Origin of the sequence: Parabacteroides sp. 20_3, from assembly GCF_964238835.1 — a bacterium.
Lineage (GTDB): Bacteria > Bacteroidota > Bacteroidia > Bacteroidales > Tannerellaceae > Parabacteroides > Parabacteroides distasonis.
Genome location: NZ_CAXSNO010000015.1, coordinates 1 through 23,044 on the forward strand (window position 1 = coordinate 1; position 23,044 = coordinate 23,044).

Annotated in this window: 12 protein-coding genes; 5 read left to right on the top strand and 7 right to left on the bottom strand. The window is 44.3% G+C overall.

Annotated features, from left to right (window positions below; translation table 11 throughout):
* Positions 1-108 precede the first annotated feature (108 nt).
* A complete protein-coding gene (locus ACESPU_RS21110) occupies positions 109-2,652 on the top strand; it encodes a DUF6383 domain-containing protein (protein ID WP_373133640.1) in 2,544 nt (847 codons plus the stop codon).
* A 262-nt stretch (positions 2,653-2,914) separates the two neighbouring features.
* Here the strand turns inward: ACESPU_RS21110 and ACESPU_RS21115 are convergent, their stop codons facing one another.
* The 3 genes from ACESPU_RS21115 to ACESPU_RS21125 form a co-directional block, all read right to left on the bottom strand.
* On the bottom strand, positions 2,915-3,466 hold the full coding sequence (locus ACESPU_RS21115; protein WP_005867515.1) for a hypothetical protein: 552 nt from the start codon (positions 3,464-3,466) through the stop codon (positions 2,915-2,917).
* Positions 3,459-4,496 (bottom strand): ATP/GTP-binding protein, encoded by a 1,038-nt coding sequence (locus ACESPU_RS21120; protein ID WP_005867516.1) that lies wholly within the window; start codon positions 4,494-4,496, stop codon positions 3,459-3,461. The genes ACESPU_RS21115 and ACESPU_RS21120 overlap by 8 nt, the downstream gene beginning before the upstream one ends.
* A 234-nt stretch (positions 4,497-4,730) precedes the next feature.
* On the bottom strand, positions 4,731-7,127 hold the full coding sequence (locus ACESPU_RS21125) for a TonB-dependent receptor (RefSeq protein ID WP_048927128.1): 2,397 nt from the start codon (positions 7,125-7,127) through the stop codon (positions 4,731-4,733).
* 162 nt (positions 7,128-7,289) lie between these two features.
* Between ACESPU_RS21125 and ACESPU_RS21130 the strand changes: the two genes are divergently transcribed.
* Positions 7,290-11,399: a two-component regulator propeller domain-containing protein gene (locus ACESPU_RS21130; RefSeq protein WP_373133641.1), complete on the top strand. Its 4,110-nt coding sequence runs from the start codon at positions 7,290-7,292 to the stop codon at positions 11,397-11,399.
* Here the strand turns inward: ACESPU_RS21130 and ACESPU_RS21135 are convergent.
* Positions 11,338-13,725 (bottom strand): ABC transporter permease, encoded by a 2,388-nt coding sequence (locus tag ACESPU_RS21135; protein WP_039848539.1) that lies wholly within the window; start codon positions 13,723-13,725, stop codon positions 11,338-11,340. The genes ACESPU_RS21130 and ACESPU_RS21135 overlap by 62 nt on opposite strands.
* Positions 13,726-13,938: 213 nt before the next feature.
* Here ACESPU_RS21135 and nudC point away from each other — a divergent pair, with 213 nt between their 5' ends.
* Complete coding sequence (nudC, locus tag ACESPU_RS21140; RefSeq protein ID WP_009016882.1) at positions 13,939-14,712, top strand: NAD(+) diphosphatase; 774 nt, start codon at positions 13,939-13,941, stop codon at positions 14,710-14,712.
* On the opposite strand, the gene ACESPU_RS21145 is transcribed toward nudC, so the two are convergent.
* Complete coding sequence (locus tag ACESPU_RS21145) at positions 14,683-15,288, bottom strand: DUF4858 domain-containing protein (protein ID WP_008772812.1); 606 nt, start codon at positions 15,286-15,288, stop codon at positions 14,683-14,685. The genes nudC and ACESPU_RS21145 overlap by 30 nt on opposite strands.
* Positions 15,289-15,504: 216 nt before the next feature.
* Between ACESPU_RS21145 and ACESPU_RS21150 the strand changes: the two genes are divergently transcribed.
* Positions 15,505-16,869 (top strand): sigma-54 dependent transcriptional regulator, encoded by a 1,365-nt coding sequence (locus tag ACESPU_RS21150; protein WP_009275379.1) that lies wholly within the window; start codon positions 15,505-15,507, stop codon positions 16,867-16,869.
* A complete protein-coding gene (locus tag ACESPU_RS21155; RefSeq protein WP_057326206.1) occupies positions 16,866-17,873 on the top strand; it encodes a PAS domain-containing sensor histidine kinase in 1,008 nt (335 codons plus the stop codon). The genes ACESPU_RS21150 and ACESPU_RS21155 overlap by 4 nt, the downstream gene beginning before the upstream one ends.
* Here ACESPU_RS21155 and ACESPU_RS21160 read toward each other — a convergent pair.
* The gene (locus ACESPU_RS21160; protein WP_057326205.1) at positions 17,868-20,516 is read right to left on the bottom strand and encodes an ATP-binding protein; all 2,649 of its coding nucleotides are present in this window, start codon (positions 20,514-20,516) and stop codon (positions 17,868-17,870) included. The genes ACESPU_RS21155 and ACESPU_RS21160 overlap by 6 nt on opposite strands.
* Positions 20,517-20,648: 132 nt before the next feature.
* Positions 20,649-23,042 carry a TonB-dependent receptor gene (locus ACESPU_RS21165; RefSeq protein ID WP_057326204.1) on the bottom strand — a complete coding sequence of 798 codons (2,394 nt, stop codon included), beginning with the start codon at positions 23,040-23,042 and terminating at the stop codon, positions 20,649-20,651.
* Positions 23,043-23,044: the final 2 nt, after the last annotated feature.

Sequence of the window (23,044 nt, forward strand, 5' to 3'; positions counted from 1 at the left end):
ATGTGGGGAAAAATCAGATAATTAAAAAGGCTAAGTGACTGACAATTAATCACTTAGCCTTTTAATCTGTACCCAGACCCGATCTTTTACGAGGTTAAGTCTGAGTTGTTGACGAATTCAGAGGAATTGAACGCATTGTACAATACATCTGGTTTCTCTTTCGTTTCTAAACGTCTTAAAGATCAAGGTGAAGAACCTATCGGTAACTTGTTTAACGACAAAATGGTGGTAGCTCGTTATTTGGCTCGCCCAATTACGATTGATGCTACACAATACCCGGGGTATTCAGGATCTTCTTCAGACTTGCAGATTCCTGCCGGTATGTACTTCTTTACGAAAAATGCTCCAGCTTTAGATAATAGTGACCAAGTGGTTAGGGACTATAATGCGTGGTTGAACGCTACGGTTTTGGTTGCAAGCTCTACAGAGACAATGGAGGGAACGAACGCCGGACGTGCGAATGGTGATGGTTTCTCTTTGGTAGAGAAGGAAATTGGTGACTTGAACCTGTATGTAGGAACAGGTGCGGCTTGGAAGACACAAGGTGACGAGATTTCTATCCATAACGCTTGTTTCCGTGTTCAAAAGAGTTACGTGGAATCTTATCCGTATGAGTTGAATCTGGATCGTTTCCGTTTCAGAATACAAGGTAGCAAGGCCGATCATAAGGATGCTCAAATCAAGTTGGAGATTTTGCAGCATAATGATAATTTCTACTTGACTACGATCTCTAACACTTCAGACAAGACGGATAAGTTCATCTTTAAGTTGGGCGTTGCCGGTACGAAGAAAGGTATCGAGTTGTTGAACAAGGAGGCTAAGGCAGCTGTTTATACGATCCGTGTATTGAGCGGTAAGCAAGGGGATGTGAAGAGCGTATATGGAAAATATTTGACTTCTGCGGTTGATAATGGTAGTTTTGAGCTTGTCGCAAAAGCGAAGGTGTTGTCACAGACAGAGACTCCGGCTTATCAATGGATGATTACAAGCGTGGATGATACTTATAAGATCACTTTCACGAATCGTGAGACAGGTGATCATTTCCTTACGACATTGTTCCCTAAAACAGATTTGGGTGAGAATGTATATGAGACAGCTGTTCCTTCAACTCGGGATATCACTCCTATCTATGTTGATGAGAATACCTACCGTGAGACTGCTTCGACTCAGACCGTAGAGTTTAAGCGTCTGTTAGTGGAGTTGACGAAAGTAGAAGAAGTTGATCCATACGCAGGTTTCTTGAACGTAGATGACCAGACTTTGGTAACAATGGCTTTCGCTCGCGACAACAACGTGACTTCCAATAAATGGTATACCGCTGTTACAAAAGACAATAATAGTAATGTCTACAAATTGAATGCTGATGGTAAGTTCGCCAACAGCGTATCCGATGCCGCTCAATGGCAATTGATCAAAGACGAGGCTCCGAAGACGATCATCGAGAGTAGCTTCGTTTACAATAGAGGTAACCACGTGACCGTACAGGCTAAGGGCGATAAAGGCTATGCTTATGCTTATCAATTGCGCTATATCAATGATGGTATAGAGACTAATGCCTATTTCCCGCAAGGTACAGGTACTAGTACCCATGTTAACGGTGCAGACGTTATGGCTGCGGCAGATGCGGCTAAGTTCGTTATTAAACAAGCTGCTGATGGCTCTGTTTATTTGATTCCTGTATCAAGTACGAATGCGAATGTTACAACTGTATTTGGCAAGACTACGAAATCAGTAGTAGCTGTTAAGTATAACAATGACGAGTATGTGTATACAACTCCATCCGTAGTTTATGCATTGCCGGGTAATAATCAAGACATGACATTAAAGACTTACTTGATCGAGGAAGCTCCGGAAATCAGCTATCCCGCTAAGAATGGCCATATCTCATTGGTAAGCGAGTTAGGCAACTATATCTCCTTGAACGAGAACCAAGAGGGTATCGTAGTGAATAATGAGCAATACTCATTCTATTTGCGCGTAACCGATACGAAAGCGATCGTTCCTTCTTTCTATATCTCTAAGGGTACGGAAGATCCTAATAGAAGCTTGTTCTTGTTCAATCCGAAGGATTCTGTGGACTATTATGTAGCGGACGGCATGTACGACAAGAAATATGAATGGGCTGAAAAAGCTACTAAGGCTATCTTCAAGTCTGCTTCTATCGAGGCAAACAACGATACGATCTCTACGGTAGTAAAGGGTAAGGAAGTGAAAGTTGCTAAAAATGCTGACGACGAAGGCGTATTAGGCGGCTTGGATAACTTCAAGGTTCAGATTATCCAATGCGCTGACGATGAGGGTATGTATGTGATCCGTTCCGTTAAGGAGAAAGGTCGTTACTTATATGGCCTCAACGACAAATTGGCTTGGGGTACTGATAAGAATAGCGCCATGAAGTTCACGATCACTGCTGGTGATCCTACTTCCAACGAGTCTGTAGCTGATGGCGCTGCCGGTGTTAAGGTAATAGGTGGCAATGGTATCGTAGAGATCCAAGGCGCAGCCGGTAAGAAGGTGGTTATCTCTAATATCTTAGGTAAGGTAGTAGCCGAGACTATTCTTGCTTCCGACAACGCTACGATCGCTGTTCCTGCTGGAATCATCGCAGTAGCCGTAGAAGGCGAGAACGCTGTTAAGACAATAGTTAAATAAAAATATAATGACGATATTAAGTTCCCGTGAGGGCCTCGGCCCAAGTATCCCGTGAGGGCGAACAAGCGGGAATGGATTAATATTAATACTAAAGTAATAAATTAAAGTTCATCCCTTAGTACTTCCGTGAGGAAGGAAAGCGGGAAAAGAATTAGCCCCGGTCGTTTATTCGATCGGGGCTTACTTTTGGGGAATCCACAGAAGAGAAAAAGACGGACTAATAAAAGACCGGCAACAAAGGTCACTAAAGTTTGCCGGGAGATTACACGAACAAGATTTCCGTATCCGGCAAGACAGCAGAGATATTTTCAATCGGATTGATGGAAATTTTAGCCGCATGTAACCATGCCAACTTTTGCTTTAATTTTTGCATCCAGACACTCATACGGGCTTTGTGTTCTTTTTCACCAGCAATGTCTAGTTCTATACAGGCAATAATGACTATCTTTTTCTGATTATCAAGTAGCAACTGATTAATCCGGGTAAAAAAATCCTCATCATTGGTCGAAAAACGAGCAGAATTAGTTACCGTGGCGATTGTGTCCCTAACTTTGACAGCAATCCTGCGCATTAATTCCTCGCCTTTTGCCTGAAGCACTTCCTGAGTCTCTGCATCGTGTGTATGCCCTCTGTAATTCTTTACTTCTACCAAAAACAACTGTCTGTTGTCATGAATACCTAAAAAGTCCACCGCTTTGGTAGGCTGCAAGGCATTGCTTACTTTTTTGTGCGCCAAATGTTCGTCGTACTTGACAACGTTCCATTTGGGAGATTGAAACTTGAAGTTTATGCCGCTTTCCTGAAAATTACTCATATTTGCTGATGAATTGTTGTTCCAAGTCGTAAAAGGCTGCATATTCCTCCAGAATCGGATTGCTCTGTATGCCTGCCAAGGTTTCGCTTTCCTCTACAATGATTCCCTTGCCTTCTTTTTTCAGCCCAAAGAATTTGACAGATACACCGGTGTGTTCTTTATACTCGGAATAAAGAGAAAGCGTATGTGTAAGCAAATAATCGTGTGTAGCGATGAAAATCTGCAAACCACATTCCTGAAGCACAAGGATGAACTTCGACACCACTTTGATAAGAGCCGGGTTCAAATTGGCTTCCGGCTCATCCCAGAACAGAATGGTGTTCGCATTAATTTCCCCATTCAGTATGAGGTATAAGATAGAGGCCAACTTGCGAAGACCTTCTGCCACCAAATGCGCTTCCATATTACCACTTTCCGTCTGTATATAGAAACGTCCGTTCATCTGCAGCACCTTGAACTGCAATTCCCGTTCCAACAACTCAACAGCCGGTCTCAACGGATTATCTTCAGACTCACGCAATACGGGGAGAGCCAATGCGTGTGCTAGATTGATGTAGGTCTGGTCGAATGAAATCTCACGCTTACTGCTCAAACCGATAAAACCCTCGAACAAAGAGAACATTTCACGAGGAGGGATGTAGATGAAATGACGGTCGTTCCACTTCTCGTCCGTTTCCAATTTCACAGTCGTCTTGGCTGCAGAGGAAAAGCTATATTGCAATACCTTGCTATCTATCGTAACCGCAATGTTCGCCCTACCGGAAGGTAGTCCTTTGCTGACCAAATTGCCGATGATGTCCGGCTTGAAATAATAGATCATATCTTCCGCCAAGATATACTCAAACTGCTCTTTGGAAGCAGAGTTCTTGCCGAGGAAGTCGTGACGTGCCTGCAAGGTGGCAGCCAAGCATTTAAGCACGTGTGTCTTGCCGGTACCATTCTTGCCGATGAGGACATTTACTCCTTCGGTGAAATCGAAACGATTGTTTGCAAAGCCCGTGAAATTAGTCAGTAATATGCTGTTAATCATTGAATATACCTCATTTTTAACTAAGTGTTCACAAAAGTAACTTAAAATTGGAAAGTAACAAAGTTGGATTCAAAAAAGTTACAGTTACCCAATGATGTATTCTATCCTCGGTAAACAAGATATAAGGACCACTACGTTTATCTCGTTGGCAAAGTAAGTTAACTTACTTGGGCATTTTAATTAGCTTACTTTGCCAACGAAGCTAGCTTACTTTGAAAGTAGGGTAATTCGGTATTAATGATTCGTCCCCTCGAATAAATCCTTTGAATTGTTGGATAAGCCATTCTTTAGCTTGAACTGGTTGAACGTATAGCTAAGGGTCAAGCCTATCAACGGGTAATCGGGCCGGATTCGTGTTTTGGAAATCAAGTTCGAGGAAGTGATCGTATTGACATAACGGGCCGTATTGAAGACATCCCGGAAAGAGAGGGTGGCCGTCAACTTCCGTTTGAAGAATTGTTGCCGTATCGCTAGGTTGACAAACCAGAACGACTGGGTTCTTCCTTGGGTGGTTACGGAAGGGCCTACGAAATTGCCGTCAAGCTGTATCCTTGTGTATTTCCCGGTCGTGAAAGCGTTGTTCCATGCGATCTCGTAATTGGTACTGGTCTCATTCTTCCCGTCCGTCTTATACTCGTTCTCTACCCGGTAGTGATAAAGGCTACCGTTTATTTGCGTATTCCACCAACTGGTGGCCTGCAAACTGCCCGATAGTTCTATTCCGGTGGAATAATCATGTCCCACGTTCGCCATGGAATCCAAGGTAACCCCGGCTTGGTAAGGAACCCGTAATCGTTCGATCTTGTCTTTGCGGGTTCGGTGGAATAGGGAGGCAGACAAGGCATTGTCGCCGGAAGTCAAGGAATAATTCAACTCGAAAGAATGAATGTACTCTGGGCGTATATCCGGGTTACCGATCTCGGCTGTATAGTAATCCTTGTAAGTGATGTATGGCTCCATGAAATAAAGCTCTGGTCGGGTCGTACGACGGCTGTAAGCGAATAGAAGCTTCTGATTTTGTGTGAGGTTATAACCGATATGGGCGGATGGGAACAACTCAAAACGCCTTTGTAGGCGGTTCGCCCAATCTTTGGAGCTACGTAATACTTGATGCGTATGTTCTCCCCGTAATCCTACTTGAAAATCAAAAGACCGGTAGCTATCCCCAACGATCGCATAAAGGGAGTTGATCCCTTGTTGGAAATAGAACGTGTTGTAAATATCGTCACGCCAGAAGAACTCTTTGGTATCCGGGTTCCAAAACTGCATACTATAATCGCCGTCTTCCGAGTATGAGAAATATTGATAACCCGCCTTGATTTGTCCGGTTTTGCTGTATGGAAATACATAATCGGCTTTCGCACGGACGGTCCAACGATGTTCGGCCTCCCACGCACGATGACCTTGCTGGCGTACGTTGTTTTTGTCGAACAGATCGCTTTGGAAATATTCCAGAGCGTCGCCTCCATATTTCAAGAAGAAGCTACCGCTAAGGTTATGCCCCTTATCATTGAACTTATGATCCACGGCCAGATTCCCTAGTCCGAAAGTCTCATGGATATCAAAGTCGTCAAGGCTCTTGAACTCTCCGTTCTCGAATTGCTCGCCATTAGCGGAACGTTCTTCCGTATATTCCAGATCTCCTTTTCGCTTGAGTCCGGCATATCCGCCTTCCGCGTTAATAGAAAAAGTCGTTTGTTTTTGCGTATAGCTCCAACCTCCGTTGAGAATATATGCGTAGCCGTTACTTTCACGGGGGCCATTGGAATAAGAAGTCGTTGTCGTATCGTTTACCAACGTCGTTTTCTCTTGGGTAAAATGACTTTTACGAAGTCGGTTTCCCACATAACCGCCTATACGCCATTGAGACGCCTTGTTTTGTCCGGTCAACAAGAAATCCAAGGTCCGGCTCCATACCGTATTCCCGCTTAGGTTGATTACTCCGCTCAGCCCTTCCCCGAAGTTCTTCTTGGTAATGACATTGATGATCCCGACATCACCCCCAGTATCATGTTGGGCGGACGGGGTGGTGATGATCTCTATATTCTGGATTTGTCCGGACGGGATCTGTTCCAAGGCTTGGGTCCCGGTAAATATACTGGGCTTTCCATCTACGTAGACCGTGAATCCGCTACTTCCCCGGAAGGTAACCTCTCCCTCGGCGTTCACCCGGATGGAAGGCGTGTTCTCTAGGATATCGACAGCGGTTCCTCCCGAGGAAAGCAGGTTGGAAGAAGCCTCGATGATCTTTTTATCCAGTTTATAGATGACTTGTTTCTTGTTGGCTACGACCTCCACTTCCTGTAAGCCTACCTCAAGCATTTGCATCGGGATAATACCCAGATCTTTGATTTGCTCTGTAAGGATAAACTCCTCTCCCATATAAACATCATATCCCAGAAAATGGATACGGATCGAATACGTTCCCGGTTTTACGGGCTGGATTAGAAAAGAACCGTTCGCTTCAGTCATAGCTTCTTCGACGATATGATCTCCATCATATAATACAACGTGAGCGTAGTCTAATGCCTTACGGGTGGTTTGATCGATTACGATTCCTTTAATACCCGGATTCGCATGGATAGATAGTAGTGCGCTAAGGAATACTAGCGATAGAAAAAGTTTTCTCATATTTTACATTCGTTTTAGAATTGATACCGCAAAGCTAGGGAAATAGGGAGGGAGCGGGCCGGACATATGTTTCATAATACCGTACAAATCGTTCAATCTTTCTGTTTTCTGTGATTTTCACCCACTTAATCTTTATATTTGGGGCATTAATCGGATGAATGGATGAGAATATACCTTTTACTGCTGTTTGTACTTATGGTAACGAGAACGCAAGCTACCAACGTTATTTTTGACCGGATAACAATGGATAGCGGGCTTTCTTCTTCCTCGGTGACCTCTATTTTGAAGGATCGTACCGGGTATGTCTGGGTCGGGACGACTGAAGGCTTGAACCGCTACGATGGATATACGTTTAAAGTATTCTTGCCCGTACCGGATTGTCCGGAAAGTATACAAAGCAGTTCTATCGATAAATTATTCGAGGATTCAGATGGAGGTATCTGGATCTTTTTTTCCTCGGGTGGGATTAGCCGTTATGACAGAGGTTCGGATACATTTTTGAATTTCACGAAAGAATGGCTTCGACAACAGTTACGTGTGTATGGTAGTCCTACTTGTTTCTCGGCCTCCGTTCCGGGACATATCTTTATAGGTACGGAGAACGGGATGTTGGAGTATGATGCTAAAGAGAAGAAATTGGTACGCCTTTCGCCGGCGGGTTCGGTAGTCTCGTCGTCTCCTGTGAATTGTTTGTATTCGGCGCCGGATCATTCGTTTTGGGTAGGGACTTTAGCTGGTTTTAGTTTGTATGACAAAGAAACAAACCACTTTCAAGATTATACGATACGGACAAATGACCGGGAGGATATCAATGCCGGCAATTTGAATGGCGTTAACGCGATCTATATCGACCGGTTTGATTATATGTGGTTAGGTACGGGACGTGAAGGGGCTTTTCGTTCGCTTGATATGGGAGAGCGAGAGATCTTCCAATCTGTCGGTCGTGAGGATACTCGGGTATATCAATTCTTGGAGACCGGTGATGGTGATTTCTGGATCGGACATAATAAGGGGGTAAGCTTGATTAGCCGGATGAACCGGCTTGCCTTGCGATGTGAGCATTTCTTTGACCGGCCGGAGGATCTGGAACCTACGGGAGAATGCCAAGTGCGATCCATCTTCGAGAGTAAGGACGGAACGGTCTGGTTTGATGATAGCCGTTTCAATCAAGGTCTTTTTTATTATTCTCCGAAGGAGAGGAAAATGGGACAGTTGAGGAACGTGCCGGAAGACGCACATTCTATCAGCAGTAACCAGATTACCTGTTTGTTTCTGGATGACTCGGATCATCTGTGGGCGGGGCATTCCACGTATGGGGTGAGCCATGCGGATTTAACACCTTCCTTGTTTCGATATACCTTGGGATACACGGAAAAAGAGAATCTGTCTTCTCTTCATATCCTAGCCGTTTATGAGGATTCGGACCTGAATCTTTGGGTTGCGACCTCTAGGGGATTAGATCGGATTAACCATAAGACTTCCCGGGTAGATATGCGTTTTACCTTCTCACCCCGAAAAAGTCCGTCCTCTTTATCCGGAAAGATTATAGGTTCTATCCGTGAGGATTCGGAGCGGAACCTATGGATCAGTTATCAAGACGCCAACCCGGACCGGTTGAATCTGGATGATTTCCGAATCCGCCCTTTTATACCGGATTACCAAGTCTCTTATGATTATCCGATCAACTCGTTGTCGGAGTTATGTAACTTATGCGTGAGCGAAGAATCTTGGTTTTGGGGAGGAGCGGATGAGGGGCGGCTTCGGGTGTGGGATACGAAGACGAGAGCACTTATCACGTATCGATATATACCGGGTGAGATGAATCCCCTTGCGTCGAATCATATTCATTGTCTGTTTGTGGACTCTTCCGGTTATTTGTGGATCGGTACGAATGCGGGGTTGGATCAATACGACAAGCGAACCGGGCGATTTGATCATTTCACGGTACAGGATGGCTTATCGGGAAATATCGTACGAGGAATCCGTGAAGGTGAGCCGGGCATCCTGTTTGTCAGCACGAATAAAGGGCTGAGTCGCTTGGATATACAAAACCGGCATATCGTTAATTATACGACGGCAAACGGTTTATTATCGAATGAGTTTATGGGTGGCGCTTGCTGTAAGCGCAAATCGGGTGAACTTGTATTTGGCAGTAATGAGGGGATCGTTTCTTTTGATCCCGTTCAGTTAACGGACGGTTTGAGAAAAATACCTGAGTCTTTGCGAATCACGAACCTCACGATCGGAGACTCACGTGAGAAGCAAGGTTTACAGGTGGGTTTTATCGCGTTCGATTATTCTCATCCCCGTAGTATCCGATACCGGTATCGTCTGGATGGATATGATACGGATTGGCGGGAGGTGGACGCCAGCGATCGTACGGCTATATATAACCGCCTACCACCGGGAAACTATGTGTTTCGGGTGGAAACTTCCGGCAATGGTTCCTATTGGAGCGCTCCCATTACCGAACCTGTCAGGATCTTTCCTCCTTGGTGGCGGACGTGGTGGTTTATTTTGCTGGTATTCGTGGTTGTATGCGTACTGTTGTATATCGCCTATAAGAGCCGGGTGCGCTGGTATCAGCTTCGCCAAGCCGAGTTGGAGCGTAAGATACAAGAACGTACACGGCTGTTGAAACAGGCCAAGCAAGAACTGGAGGAAAAAGATGCGTTGAAAACTCGTTTCTTTATGAATGTCTCTCATGAGCTTCGTACCCCTCTGACGATAATCAAGGGATTGACGGAGGATCTGGAACGGCATTCCGGTTCAGAAGAATCTTGTGGAGATAAAGAAACTTTGCGTACGATCTCCCGGAATACCAATCGCTTGATTCGGCATGTCAATGAATTACTGGATTTATCGGTATTGACCCGGGGAGTTCCTTCCCCGCATATTGTTTGTGCGGATCTCAGTCGATTCTTAAAGGAGATTTCGGAAACCTTTATTCCTTTGGCCGATTCCTATAAAATTGCGTTTACGTATTCGATTGCCCCGGATATCTCAATCGCTTATTTTGACAAGAATATCCTAGAGCAGGTTCTATATAATTTACTGTCGAACGCATTTAAGTATACGCCGGATGGTGGTTCGGTAAGCTTTTCCGCTTTATTGGAGCAAAGCTCATCCGATGCGGTCATGACTTTACGAATTACGGATAGTGGAATCGGCATTCCCCCCGAATCGTTACCGTATATTTTTGATCAATATTATAAGGGGGAATCGATAGCGTTTCGCCGCTCGGAGAGTTCGGGGATCGGCCTTGCGTACACAAAAGAGCTATTGGAGTTACATAAGGCAACCATTCAATGTGAGAGTGAATTGGGGAAAGGTTCTGTTTTTACGGTTGCCTTGCCTATATCGGAAGAGGCTTATCCTGAGGAGTGGTTGGAGTATTCGGAACCTAAAATGGAAGAGGTATCTTTGCGGGAATCGGTTCCATTGGAAGAAACAAACTCGGTCCCGGAGAATCTACGACAAACGCTTTTGTTTGTAGAGGATAATGAGGATCTATGTCGTTATTTGATGAATGCTTTTCAAACGGATTACCGGGTCGTGATAGCGAAAAACGGAAAGGTCGGCTTGGAGAAAGCCTTGGAGATCCTACCGGACGTGATTGTCTCGGATGTAATGATGCCGGTCATGAATGGGATTGAATGTTGTGAGGCTTTGAAAATGGATGAACGGACGGCCCATATACCGGTTATCCTATTGACTGCTTTAGCGGAAGAACGTCAACAATTGGAAGGGTATGGAGCCGGAGCGGATGATTATCTGCCTAAACCGTTCAGTCTTGCTGTCCTAAAAGCGAAGATCAAGAATCTGCTCAAACGTAGTGAGCAACTAAAGTTATATTTCAGGGATCGGTTCGACTTGCGTACTCCGGAGCAAACCATCGCCGATCCGGATAAGGAATTTGTTTCGAAAGTGACAAGGGTCGTTCTGGCCCATTTGCAGGACCCGGAGTTTGATGTAGAGCTTTTCTGTTCCGAGATGGCGATGAGCCGTGCCAGCTTATTTAGGAAATTAAAGTCTACTACTGGTTGCTCCGCTTCCTCATTCACCCGTAATATACGTATAAAGCGTGCCGCCGAGTTATTGGGGCAGCACGCTTATTCGATCGGGGAGGTAGCTGCTCAGGTCGGCTTCTCCGATCCGAACTATTTTACCCGTTGCTTTAAAGAAATTTACGGGATCACTCCGAGTGAGTTTATTCAGACTTCACCGAGTTCACAGGATTCTCATTCGCCGCTTGCCAGTTCCGGAAAGTAACGGTACCGATCGTAACCGAGAGAATGATTAGGAAAGCTACGATGAAGACCCAAAGATGGAGTGGTGTTTTATAAGCGAAATTCTCTAGCCACTGTTGTGTTCCCATCCATGCTATTGGGATCGAGATGATGAAGCAAACGGAGACGATCCGGATATAAGTCTTGTTGAACATCAAAAGAATCTGTCCGGTAGTCGCTCCGTTGATCTTGCGGATACCGATCTCTTTCCGGCGGTATTGCGTCTCAAATAGCACGAGTCCGAATACACCTACGATAGAGATCAAGATCGCCATTATTCCGAATAGGGAGATTAGTTTACCCAGTGTTTGTTCTTTCTGATATAAATTGTTTAAGATGGTGTTGTAGAAAGAGATCTCGAAAGGGAAAGTCGGATCGATCTCTTTCAATGTTTCCCGGACGTGGGCGACAGCTTCCTGTAAATTCGTTTTCGAATTGAAGCGGATATAGGATACCAATTTAGGATTGGGTATATCGTTATTCAATGCGAATACGAAAGGCGAGCTTGCGATCCGGCAAGAGTTAAACCGGAAATCCTTGCTGACTCCTAGAACCGTACGATCATTGAAACGATCTCCGGGATGTAAGTGGAAATCCCGCTCTGCCGCCGGATTGATGATATAATCACTTTGTGCCTTGTTTAAATCCTCCCGTGTAAAATCCCTTCCTTCCTCTACTTGGATATCCATGACGGAAAGGAAATTCTCGGAGGCATAGAATACCTTGAAGAATACATCCTTATCTTCATGACGGGCATATTCGAGATCGATCATGTCATCTTCTTTCGATAACTCGTAGACGGAGAAGGCCACATCCTCTATTCCCGGATAATCTTTAAGTTTCTGGATATATTGGGGCTTATGCTTGGCGTAGATCTCCGGTGTCAGGTTCACGATGGCTACTTGGTCTTTATTGAATCCTAGTTGCTCGCTAGAGGTCATGAAATGGTTCTGAAGTCCCATGAATAAGGTGACAATAATCAAGGCGATCGATACCGTGTATTGGAAACCGATCAGGGCGACACGTACTTTTTTCCCTTTGGGACTAAGACCGAAAGAGCCCTTTAGTACCAAGGCTGGCGCATAGGAGGTACTTCGTATAGCTGGATAAAGTCCCGCCAAGCAACCCGTCAAGATAGCGATCAGTGCAGTGAGAAGGATCAGGCCTTTGTATTGACTAAGACGTATATCCGCATCTACCCAATTAGCGATCGGTGTGTAAGACAAATCGTTTACGATGAATAAGGCGAGAATGTAGGATATCAAGCAGATCACGATCGATTCAATCAGTGAGATGGCTTGTAACTTATAGATGGAGCATCCTAATACCCGGTGCGTATTGATCGTTTTCAATCGTAGGGGAATCAACGAGGTTGTGAGATTGGTAAAATTGATTCCGGCGATGAATAAGATGAGGAAAGCGATACCCAGTAACACATAATTTGTCTCCCGGTGACCTTTCGGATTAAAGTCGAAAGTTGTATCATGCGTGTAATAAACTTCCTTTAAGGGGGTTAGACGTAATGCGATCTCTTGCGCTGAACCCATTTGGCTTTTAGCGAAATCGAAAGTCTTGTTGAAATGATCCAATACCTCCTCTTTATTTAGGGGATCGTCTAGCGTGACGTATATTTCGTTGGCATACATTTGCCAAGAACTTTTTAATAGATCCAGTTGGTCCATCGGGACGTAAATACGGTTTTGTACCGTAGTATTTCCCGGGAAATCCTTATAGACACCCCCAATAGTAAGTATCGTGGTACTTACAGGTTGCCAGCCACTACTGCCGGACATCCGGATACGTTTACCGATAGCGGATTGTTTGTCGAACAGCCTTTTGGCGACACTCTCCGGAATGAGTACGGAGCCGGGAATGGATAGGCATCCGACGGAACCTTCTTTCATGTGGAAATCAAAGACATCTGAGATATTGGGTAGACAAAGCTGGAAGTTTTCCTTAAATACTTTCGCTTCTCCTTGATCGTCTACCTCGTCGATTTGGCAATACCGTTCTCCTCCGTAGAATGGATAACGGTAGGAGTAATCCGTGATATGAGCGGATGAGTTAACAAAAGCATCGCTAAACATTAGGCAATGGATGGCGTTATGCTCGAATTCTCCGTGATTTGCCTCTAGCCGGAAGGTTCTGCCCGATTTACTGTGCATGGCATCGTAATTCATCTCGTAATCCACCTGCATTACTATCAGGAGGAAGGCGGCGAAAGCGATTGTCAAGCCGAAGAGGTTTAACACGACGGCGGTCTTAAACCGCTTGAATAGATAAAGTAAGTTTCGAATCATTAGTTTCATTGTAACAGGTTTTAAATATATTCATTTTTTAGAAAAGAAGCAAATAATGTGCCATCGATGTAACGTTCTGCTAATCATAAGATAATAGAAAAATGCTTAGAAACGATTGTGTGTGCCTTCGCACGGTGCACGTTCGCTTTCGCACGTTATTTGATTTTAATTCGTAAGTTTGCGGATGTTTTACATATAGAAAGATAATTCGGAAATATCAGCATGGAAACTTCAAATAAACTCTGTTATTGGTTCCTTTTTTATAAAGACCAACTGTTGCTTCAGAAAGAGAATGATACGTATACCATCCCTTATGGCGAGAATCCCCCAGTTCCGGTTTCTCATACGCTGGAGGTTGATTACCGGGATGGACTTCCCGCGCGTACGGCAGAATTGGATACTCCGGTGGAGGGGAATGACCGTTACGTACATATGGGGTTGCGTGCCTCTTGGGATTATATCTCGAGAGCGTGTTACGAGAAGGCGGGTAAGGCTTTTCAATTGCTTTATTGGGATAGCCATAGCCGTTTCTGCCCGGTATGTGGTACTCCTACCGTACAGACTACGTCGATCATGAAGCAATGTCCTTCTTGCAAACATGAGATTTATCCGACAATCTCAGCAGCGATGATCGTCTTGATCCGTAAGGAGGATTCGATTCTTTTGGTACATGCCCGTAATTTCCGGGGAACTTTCCATGGATTAGTGGCCGGATTCTTAGAAGTTGGCGAGACCTTGGAAGAGTGTGTGCGTCGGGAGGTCCGTGAGGAAACGGGTTTAGAGGTCGATAATATCACTTATTTCGGAAACCAACCCTGGCCTTATCCGAGTGGCTTGATGGTAGGCTTTGTAGCGGATTATGTAAGTGGGGAAATTAAGTTGCAGGATGAGGAACTAAGTTCTGGTGCCTTCTATACCAAAGATAACTTACCGGAGATCCCCCGTAAGTTGAGCTTGGCCCGTAAGCTAATCGATTGGTGGTTGGATCATCAATGAGGAGTCCTTTTTTGCGGCCTCTGCCTGTTGTCTTTCGAATTTCTTCCTTTTAGAGATGACATCCGGGGTAGGGAGGTTACCGTAGTTTTGCCAAGTTCCGTTGCGTTTTGCGTTGCGTTTATGGACATATGTTTTCCGGCTGGTCATCCTTCCTAGATCGAAGGTAGCTAGTGAGGTACGACCACTGGACGGAGTCCTTTTCAATTCATCTAAGATAGATTGATAGACAGGCAGTATCTTTTTATACGGTGGATTATGTCGCCAGAATACCGATGGCGGTAAATCCTTCAATGCTACTTTTCGGTGTGTCGTATCGTCTTGTTGGATATATTCTGAGAAATCTTTGGTGATAGGGATATTGCTGGGAGCGGCCAGTTGAGGTTTCCCCATCGGTTTTCCTGGTTCCGGGTTGAGGAAAGAACCGCTTTGGATTGCTTTTTGGAATTCAGGGTTCAATTTGATGGAATCTTTGCCTGCTAATACATCCTTTAGCCAGATCGAATCTTGCTCAGTCCATTGCGCATAGCCTAAGTGTATATTTATACAGACGAAAAATCCAATCAATAGTGGTCTCATGAATGCCTGAATTGTTAATTGTGTTCAAAGATAGTCTTCCTTCTTTCTCCTCGTTTTTTCTTTCGCTTAAATAGTCTTACCGTTTACTTAATCTTAACCCTCTTTGCGGACTATTAATTTAACAGTTCATCTGCGCACGATAATCGTTCGATTACGCACGCTTCTTCCATTGATTTAATACCTACCTTTGAGGCATCACAAACTAGTTCAGCGCTTATGAAAAAGGGAAAACTATTAATTATAGATGATAATGAGGACATTCTTTTTGCCCTTAATTTATTACTGGAGCCCTATATGGAACAAATAAGAGTGGCTACGCAACCGGAGCGCATCGATCATTTCATGCGGACTTTTATCCCGGATATTATCTTGTTGGATATGAACTTCAAACGGGATGCTATTAGTGGTCAGGAGGGTTTCTATTGGCTGGAGAAGATAAAGAAGATAGACCCGGACGTGGTGGTTCTTTTTATGACTGCCTATTCGGATACGGATAAGGCCGTGCGGGCGATTAAGGCGGGAGCTACCGACTTTATCCCGAAACCTTGGGAAAAGGAGAAATTACTCGCTACACTCTCTTCGGCATTGGAACTTCGGGAGAGTAGGGCGGAAGTGCGAAATTTAAAGAAACAAGTTGAGATTCTTAGTTCACCCGAGGATGCTGGCTTCGAGATCATCGGTGAAAGCGAACCGATGCAGGCTATTTTCGCTACGGTCGATAAATTAAAGAATACGGATGCCAATATATTAATCTTGGGGGAGAATGGAACCGGTAAAGATTTAGTTGCCCGCGCCTTATATCATCAATCTCCGCGTTCGGGGAATCTTTTCGTCGGGATCGATGTGGGCTCTATTCCGGAACAACTTTTCGAGAGTGAATTATTCGGCTATGAGAAAGGGGCTTTTACGGATGCCCGTAAGGAAAAGCCGGGACGAATGGAGGTAGCTTCCGGTGGCACCTTGTTCTTGGATGAGATCGGGAACTTAAGCCTTTCCATGCAAGCGAAACTGTTGACCGCTTTGGAAAAACGACAGATAACCCGTTTGGGAGCAACGCAACCCATACCGATTGATATCCGGTTGATCTGCGCAACGAACGTGAATATCCATCATCTTGTGGCAGAAGGTACTTTCCGGCAAGATCTTTTATATCGTATTAATACGATCGAGTTACATATTCCTCCCTTGAGGGAACGAGGAAATGACGTGATCTTATTGGCTGAACATTTCTTGTCGAAGTATGCTCGTAAATATAAGAAAGACTTGAAGGGCATTAACAGGGATGGGAAGAATAAGCTACATAATTATGCTTGGCCTGGTAATGTACGTGAACTGCAACATGCGATTGAACGGGCGGTTATCTTGTCTGAAAGTAATTGGCTAAGGCCGGAAGACTTTATTCTGCGTTCTGTCCCGCTTAGGGATAAGGAACCATCCGATGAGTTAAATCTGACGGTATTGGAGAAAGAAGCGATCGAACGTGCCTTACGTCGTGCCGAGGGGAATATCACTCGTGCCGCCGAGCTTCTAGGGATTACCCGCTTTACCTTGTATCGTAAATTGGAGAAATTTGGCTTATGATACGTTACTTGTTGTTCGCTCGTATTTTGGGGATCGTGGTATTGTCTTTTACTGCCTCATTCTTAATGCTGAAAGGGTTTTTGTTTATTCCCGTGCTGTTCGGATTTTGTATTCTTGCGCTTTCGGTTTTCTTATATAAGGATCAGCAAAAGACTGTTAAGCGGATGGAATACCTGATAGAGAGTATTCATTACGGGGATCTGAGCCTGTTTTATCCTTCCGATTCAATGACGGAAGACGAAAAGGCTTTGGCCTCTTCTATGAACGCTGCCTTGGAGGCTTTACGGAGTCGATTGTATAATTCGGTGGTCGCTGAGGCGGAAACCGAGGCATGGCAGAAACTTATCCGGGTATTGACGCATGAGATCATGAACTCGATCGCTCCGGTAATCTCTTTATCAGAGACGGTAGCCGAGCGTGCGACGATAAATGGCATGAATGAGAAAGACTACGCTATTATGGTACAAGCCATGCAAACGATCCACCGAAGAAGTAAGGGGTTATTGGATTTTGTCGAGAATTATCGGAAATTAACCCGTCTGCCTTTACCTACTTTACGAAACTTCTCGGTTTCGGCTCTCTTTGACGATATCCGGCTTCTATTCCCGGAGAAATCCGATATCCTCTTCTTTCATGTAAAGCCGGAAGACTTGAATTTATATGCGGACCGGATCATGGTGGAACAAGTATTAATTAATCTATTGAAAAATGCGATAGAGGCTTGTGAAGAGTCCTTATCTCCTCAAATAGTCGTGGAGGCTGTCCAAAAAGCCGGCATGGTTATTATTTCGGTGATTGATAATGGTAGCGGAATTGTTCCCGAGGCGATCGACAAGGTCTTCGTGCCTTTCTTCACGACTAAATCTAAAGGTTCCGGTATCGGATTAAGTCTTTGCCGGCAGATCATGAACCGTCATAGAGGAAGTATTAGTCTCGACTCTCAAGTAGAGAAGGGTTCCTCTTTCGTTTTGCGTTTTCCGATTGTTACCAAACGGATTCTATAAATAAGTATTAATACATGCGATTAGCTTATCCGGCTTGATCGGTTTAGCGATGTAAGAGGAGAATCCGCTTTGTTTTACCCGTTCCTCATCTTCCGCGAAGGCGAAAGCCGTTACGGCGATGATAGGAATGGACTGGTTCTTTTCCCGAATTACCCGTGTAGCCTCATAGCCGTCTACGATCGGCATTTTTAGGTCCATTAGGATTAAGTCCGGTTGATATTTATTGAATAAATCGATCGCTTGTTCCCCGTTCCATGCGTGTATAAGGTTATAATCTTTCAACATGGCTTGGAATAAAGTATAGTTGCTTTCGTTATCTTCCGCTATTAATAGGGTTGCAGATTTGGATGACTGGCTCTTCTGTACATTCTCGGTCTTTGGTTTCTCATGCGGGACTTCCTGCATCTCTAGTATCGAATAGGGCAACGTAAACCAGAATGTAGAACCTTTTCCTTGCTCTGATTCCACCCCTATATCTCCACCCAGACGCTTGATAATCATCTGGCAGATCGATAATCCTAGCCCCGTTCCTTGCACAAAGCTATTTAACTTAACGAAACGGGTGAAAACTTGACCGATCTTATCCTTGGCGATACCGCATCCCGTATCTTTTACATAGAAATACAACTCATCATCTCTATGGCGGTAGCCAAACAGGATGCTACCTTGAGTCGTGAATTTGATGGCGTTGTTGATAAAGTTCGTAATGACTTGGGAGACCCGGTTACGGTCGGTGCGTAAGATACAATTCGGGATCTTCTCGACAAAGCATACCTGCACACCATCTTGCGCCTTCAAACGGGAAGACTGCTCGATATCGGAGAATAGTTGATTGACATCTACGTCTGAATCCACGAATTCTAGCGTACCCGCCTCTATCTTGGCTAGATCGAGAATATCATTGATCAATTGCAATAGCAGGTCGTTGTTGCTATTAATGATATTGATATATTCCTCTTTATCCTCCATATTCTCGGTTACGGCCAATAATCCGGAGAAACCGACGATCGCATTCAATGGCGTTCGAATCTCATGACTCATATTCGCCAAGAACGCGGATTTCAAACGATCGGACTCTTCCGCTTTCTCTTTCGCTTTCCTCAGTTCGTTCTCCGCCTGTTTTTGTTTTGTCACATCTTCTTTCTTGAAAATAACCCCGATAAGGTTGTCGTGCTCGTCTAATACAGGGTTCGCCAAAATATGAAGATACTTTCCATCGCCGAACTCATTCGTGATATCGACCTGCTTTTTGGTTTCCATGGCCTTTGCGACCGTGCAACGGGTACAATAAGGCTTTACTCCGTTCTTGACCAAGAAGCAATTAGCCGGACCGAATTCAGGGATACAGTCATGGAACTCTACCTCATTTCTCCATTTTACGGTATAATCCGGCTTGATGAAATAGATGGAAGCTTGGATATTATTCATGATTAGTATATTATCCTTCTGTAGATCCAATAACTTATCTTTCAGTTTATTGGTCCGGATAAAGAAGATTAATATCATAATCAGGAAAATAAATAATACGGTGATTACGCTTAGCAAGATCTCGAACCTGTATTTGGAGAATAGGCTCGGGTCCTCGTTGATAATAGTAGCGTCGTGGGGCAATGACAATCTGCTGATATCAAAAGCCTTGATCTTTGAAGCGTCGAACATATATCCATTGGGAATGATTTGTGGATGGATATCTTTAGGGGCGATTTTCTTTTCCAATATACTTAAAGCCTCTTTCGCCAAATCGGAACCTATAGGCCTGTATTTGGGACTGAAACCTCCGATGGCCCAGTGCCCTATGCCGACGGATGCCAATGTGAATGTCGGGATTCTGGGATTGGCGGTCATCATGGTATACGTGGCATTTCCAACATAATACCCGTCGTTCACGTCTACACGCCATGTACCAATCAATATCACGGTCTGATCCGGCAGGTTCTTGATTTGCTCAACGATGGTGTAGATATTATTCTTTCTTCCATCCAGTAATATCAAGTTCAGATCCTTGATATTTTCCATTTCCTTTTTTACCAAGGTCTGCATAGCTAAACCACCGTAGGTATTATCGGTGATTAATGCTATATTTTGAGTTTGGGGATATAACTTACGTATTAACCGGATATTTTCTTTTACGTCATAAGAATACAATAACCCGCCAAGGTGTAAACCTTTATCTACGTACTCTTGGATATCGATGTATTTCGGTTCCCATTCGGCGACATTTAAATCCGAGTCGGGTAATAAGATCGCATTCTTACTGATCATACCGCATAAAACCGGTATATTAGGCTTGTATTCTTGGGAGATATAAGAAGCCCATGCCTCTTGACCTAAGATAATGATAAGCTGAGGGGTGTTATTTTCCTTATATTTATCCAATATACCTCTCATCTTACCGTCCCATAAGGGGGCTTCCGGGAGGCTCTTACAGTTCATGTTCTCGATAACCACCGGCGAGATACCACCTCCCCGCTTATATTCCTCCATAAACTCGGAAATATTGGCGGTCGTATTACGTGTATCGGGATTGTAGGAGCTAATGATTAAAATAGGGCCTGCATTATCTGTAGCGTATAAGTGGAAAGAAAAGACCAGACTTAACACGATAAAGAGTACGAATCGTATGTAGTATTTTAATAATGTCATTCTTTACCTACCTATTCATGTGCTTATTTGCGATTAAAGTACTATTTTTTGTTCATACAGTCCACAAAAATAGAAAAGATTTATGATTAATTGCTGAAATTCAAAATAAAAAGAATCTATTACGCCTAAAATCTATAACTCGATCATCACTCCGATACTTGGGAGAAGCGTTCCTGTAAGACGTTCTATCGGTCTTAATTCGTACCGTTGTTCATATATGGGAGCTTCCGGGTTGATAATTTTACCCGTTTTGATATATACGTCTTGCTCTTTGTATTTGGAATTCAATATGTTTTGGATGTCGATATAGGCTCCAAGCATGATCTTTTTGAAGTAAAATGTTTTATCGATACGGATATCTAACTGCGTGAATGGCTTGAGCCGTTCGCTGTTAAACCGGCTGTAATCATAGTATAGCCCGTTATTAGCGTCCCAAGCTTCTACATAACTACTCTTTTCTACATCGTAAGGCGTATAGGGAGCGCCTCCTACTACCCGGAACTTGGCGCCTACGTCCCAGTTCTTGGGTAAAGAATAAGTCCCGCTAAACGTGAACAGATGCTTATTGTCCCAAGCCGAGGGAAGATAAGTGTCCATATTTCTCCCATCCTTGAATTCGCTTCTTACCAAAGTGTAGGATGCGATGAAAGTAAGCCCTTTATAATTATACCAACGTCCCATGATCTCAAGCCCATAAGCTCGCCCTGTAGCGGTAGACGATACGGCCTCATTTCCCAAGACACCATAGTCTGTACCTTTCGACGCGAGTGGGATACTGTCGAGTATGGACATCGGATAACGATCATAATGTTTATAGAATCCTTCGGCCGTGAATTTCAAGTATGAGGTAGGACGGTATTCCAAGCCTAATCCGGCTTGGTCGCTTCGGATATAGCTTAAATGATTTGTCCGGTTTACATAATTACCTTCATTATCCTTGAATCCCAATGTCGTATAAGGAGGAAGCTCGTAGTAGCGTCCGATATTCGCGTTTATATAAAGCGGATCGGACAAGCGGTAGGATAAGGATAGGCGAGGAGATAACTGATCTAACAAATTATTCATATCCGAGGAATAATTGTTTGCGTCCGCACGAACACCTAAAGAGGCGGTAAACCGCTCGTTATAACTCTCATAAATAGCCGTGGCATAGATACCCCACTTCCATATGCCAAGGTCTGTTTGATATACGATGGTACGGGGGATAGAGGTAAATTGCTTTTGATAGGTGTCATTCGTGTATTGGGCGTATTCGATGTTTCCTCCGACATTCAATTGAATGAATGGTAAGCGGAACGTGTTTTCCGTTCGGAACTTATTCTCGATCTCATCCGAACGGTAATTTAAGGAGAGATTCTCTTCCTTGCTTTCGTCATTGTCTTTGTATTTAATATTCTTATTGTTGGTCTGGCTACGGCTGATAATGACCGAGTAGAGATTTTTACCGGCATAGTGTTTATAAACCGCTCCAAGGGTATACGTTTTTTGTTTTACGACCGGCAAGTAAGAGAGGATATATTGGTTTTTCTCGCTCATGTCTTTCATTCCTGTATTCAGCTTCATATCATCGATCGCCCCTAATCCGAGAACTGTAAGCTCATTCTTGGGGTTGAAGGAGTGCTTAATCTTGAATTGGGCATCCGTGAAAGTAGGTAAGAACGGCAAGCCGATCATATCGAAAAGGAATTGAAGGTAAGAGCGACGAACAGACACTTGGTAAGTGGTCTTTTTTCCTAGCGGTCCATTAGCGGACACACCGATATCTGAGGCTCCTAGGACTCCTCGCAATGAGAATTTCTCCTTATTCCCATCTTGTAGTTTAAAATCCAATACCGAACTTAAAGTGTTCCCTTTGGATGCGGGGAATGCGGCCGAATAAAAGTTGACCTCCCGGATAAAATCGGGATTGATAATACCGACCGGACCTCCGGAGGCTCCTTGGGTAGAGAAATGGTTGATATTCGGTATCTCTACGCCATCCAAAAAGAAACGGTTTTCCGAGGGACCTCCTCCTCTTACCATCAAGTCGTTACGAAACGCTGCCGTAGACGCTACTCCCGGAAAGGTTTGTACTACCCGGGAGATATCCCGGTTTCCTCCCGCGCTTTTCTCTATCTCCTTGAAACCGATTACACGAAGTCCTAGCGGACTTTCGGCGGTTTTACGGAACGGAGAGGCTACTACGCTAACCTCTTGCAGATTCTGGCTGGCTTCCTCTAGCTCGATCGGGAAGAATATATCTTTATTCGCTAGTCTGAATTCGGCGGTAACGAATGGCTTATATCCCAGAAAGGAGGATTGGAGACGATAGCTTCCGGGTGATATGCCGGATATCTCGAATAATCCGGTGGAATCGGTGACCGCCCCTTGCGTCGTGTTCCATACCACTACGTTAGCGAAAGGTATCGGCTGTCCGCTCGATGCGTCTTTTACAACTCCCTTGATAGAGAAGGAGCGCTGTTGACCGATAGCGGCTTGTATGGTACATAATAAGAATAGTAAGAAGTAAAGATGGCGTCTATCCATAT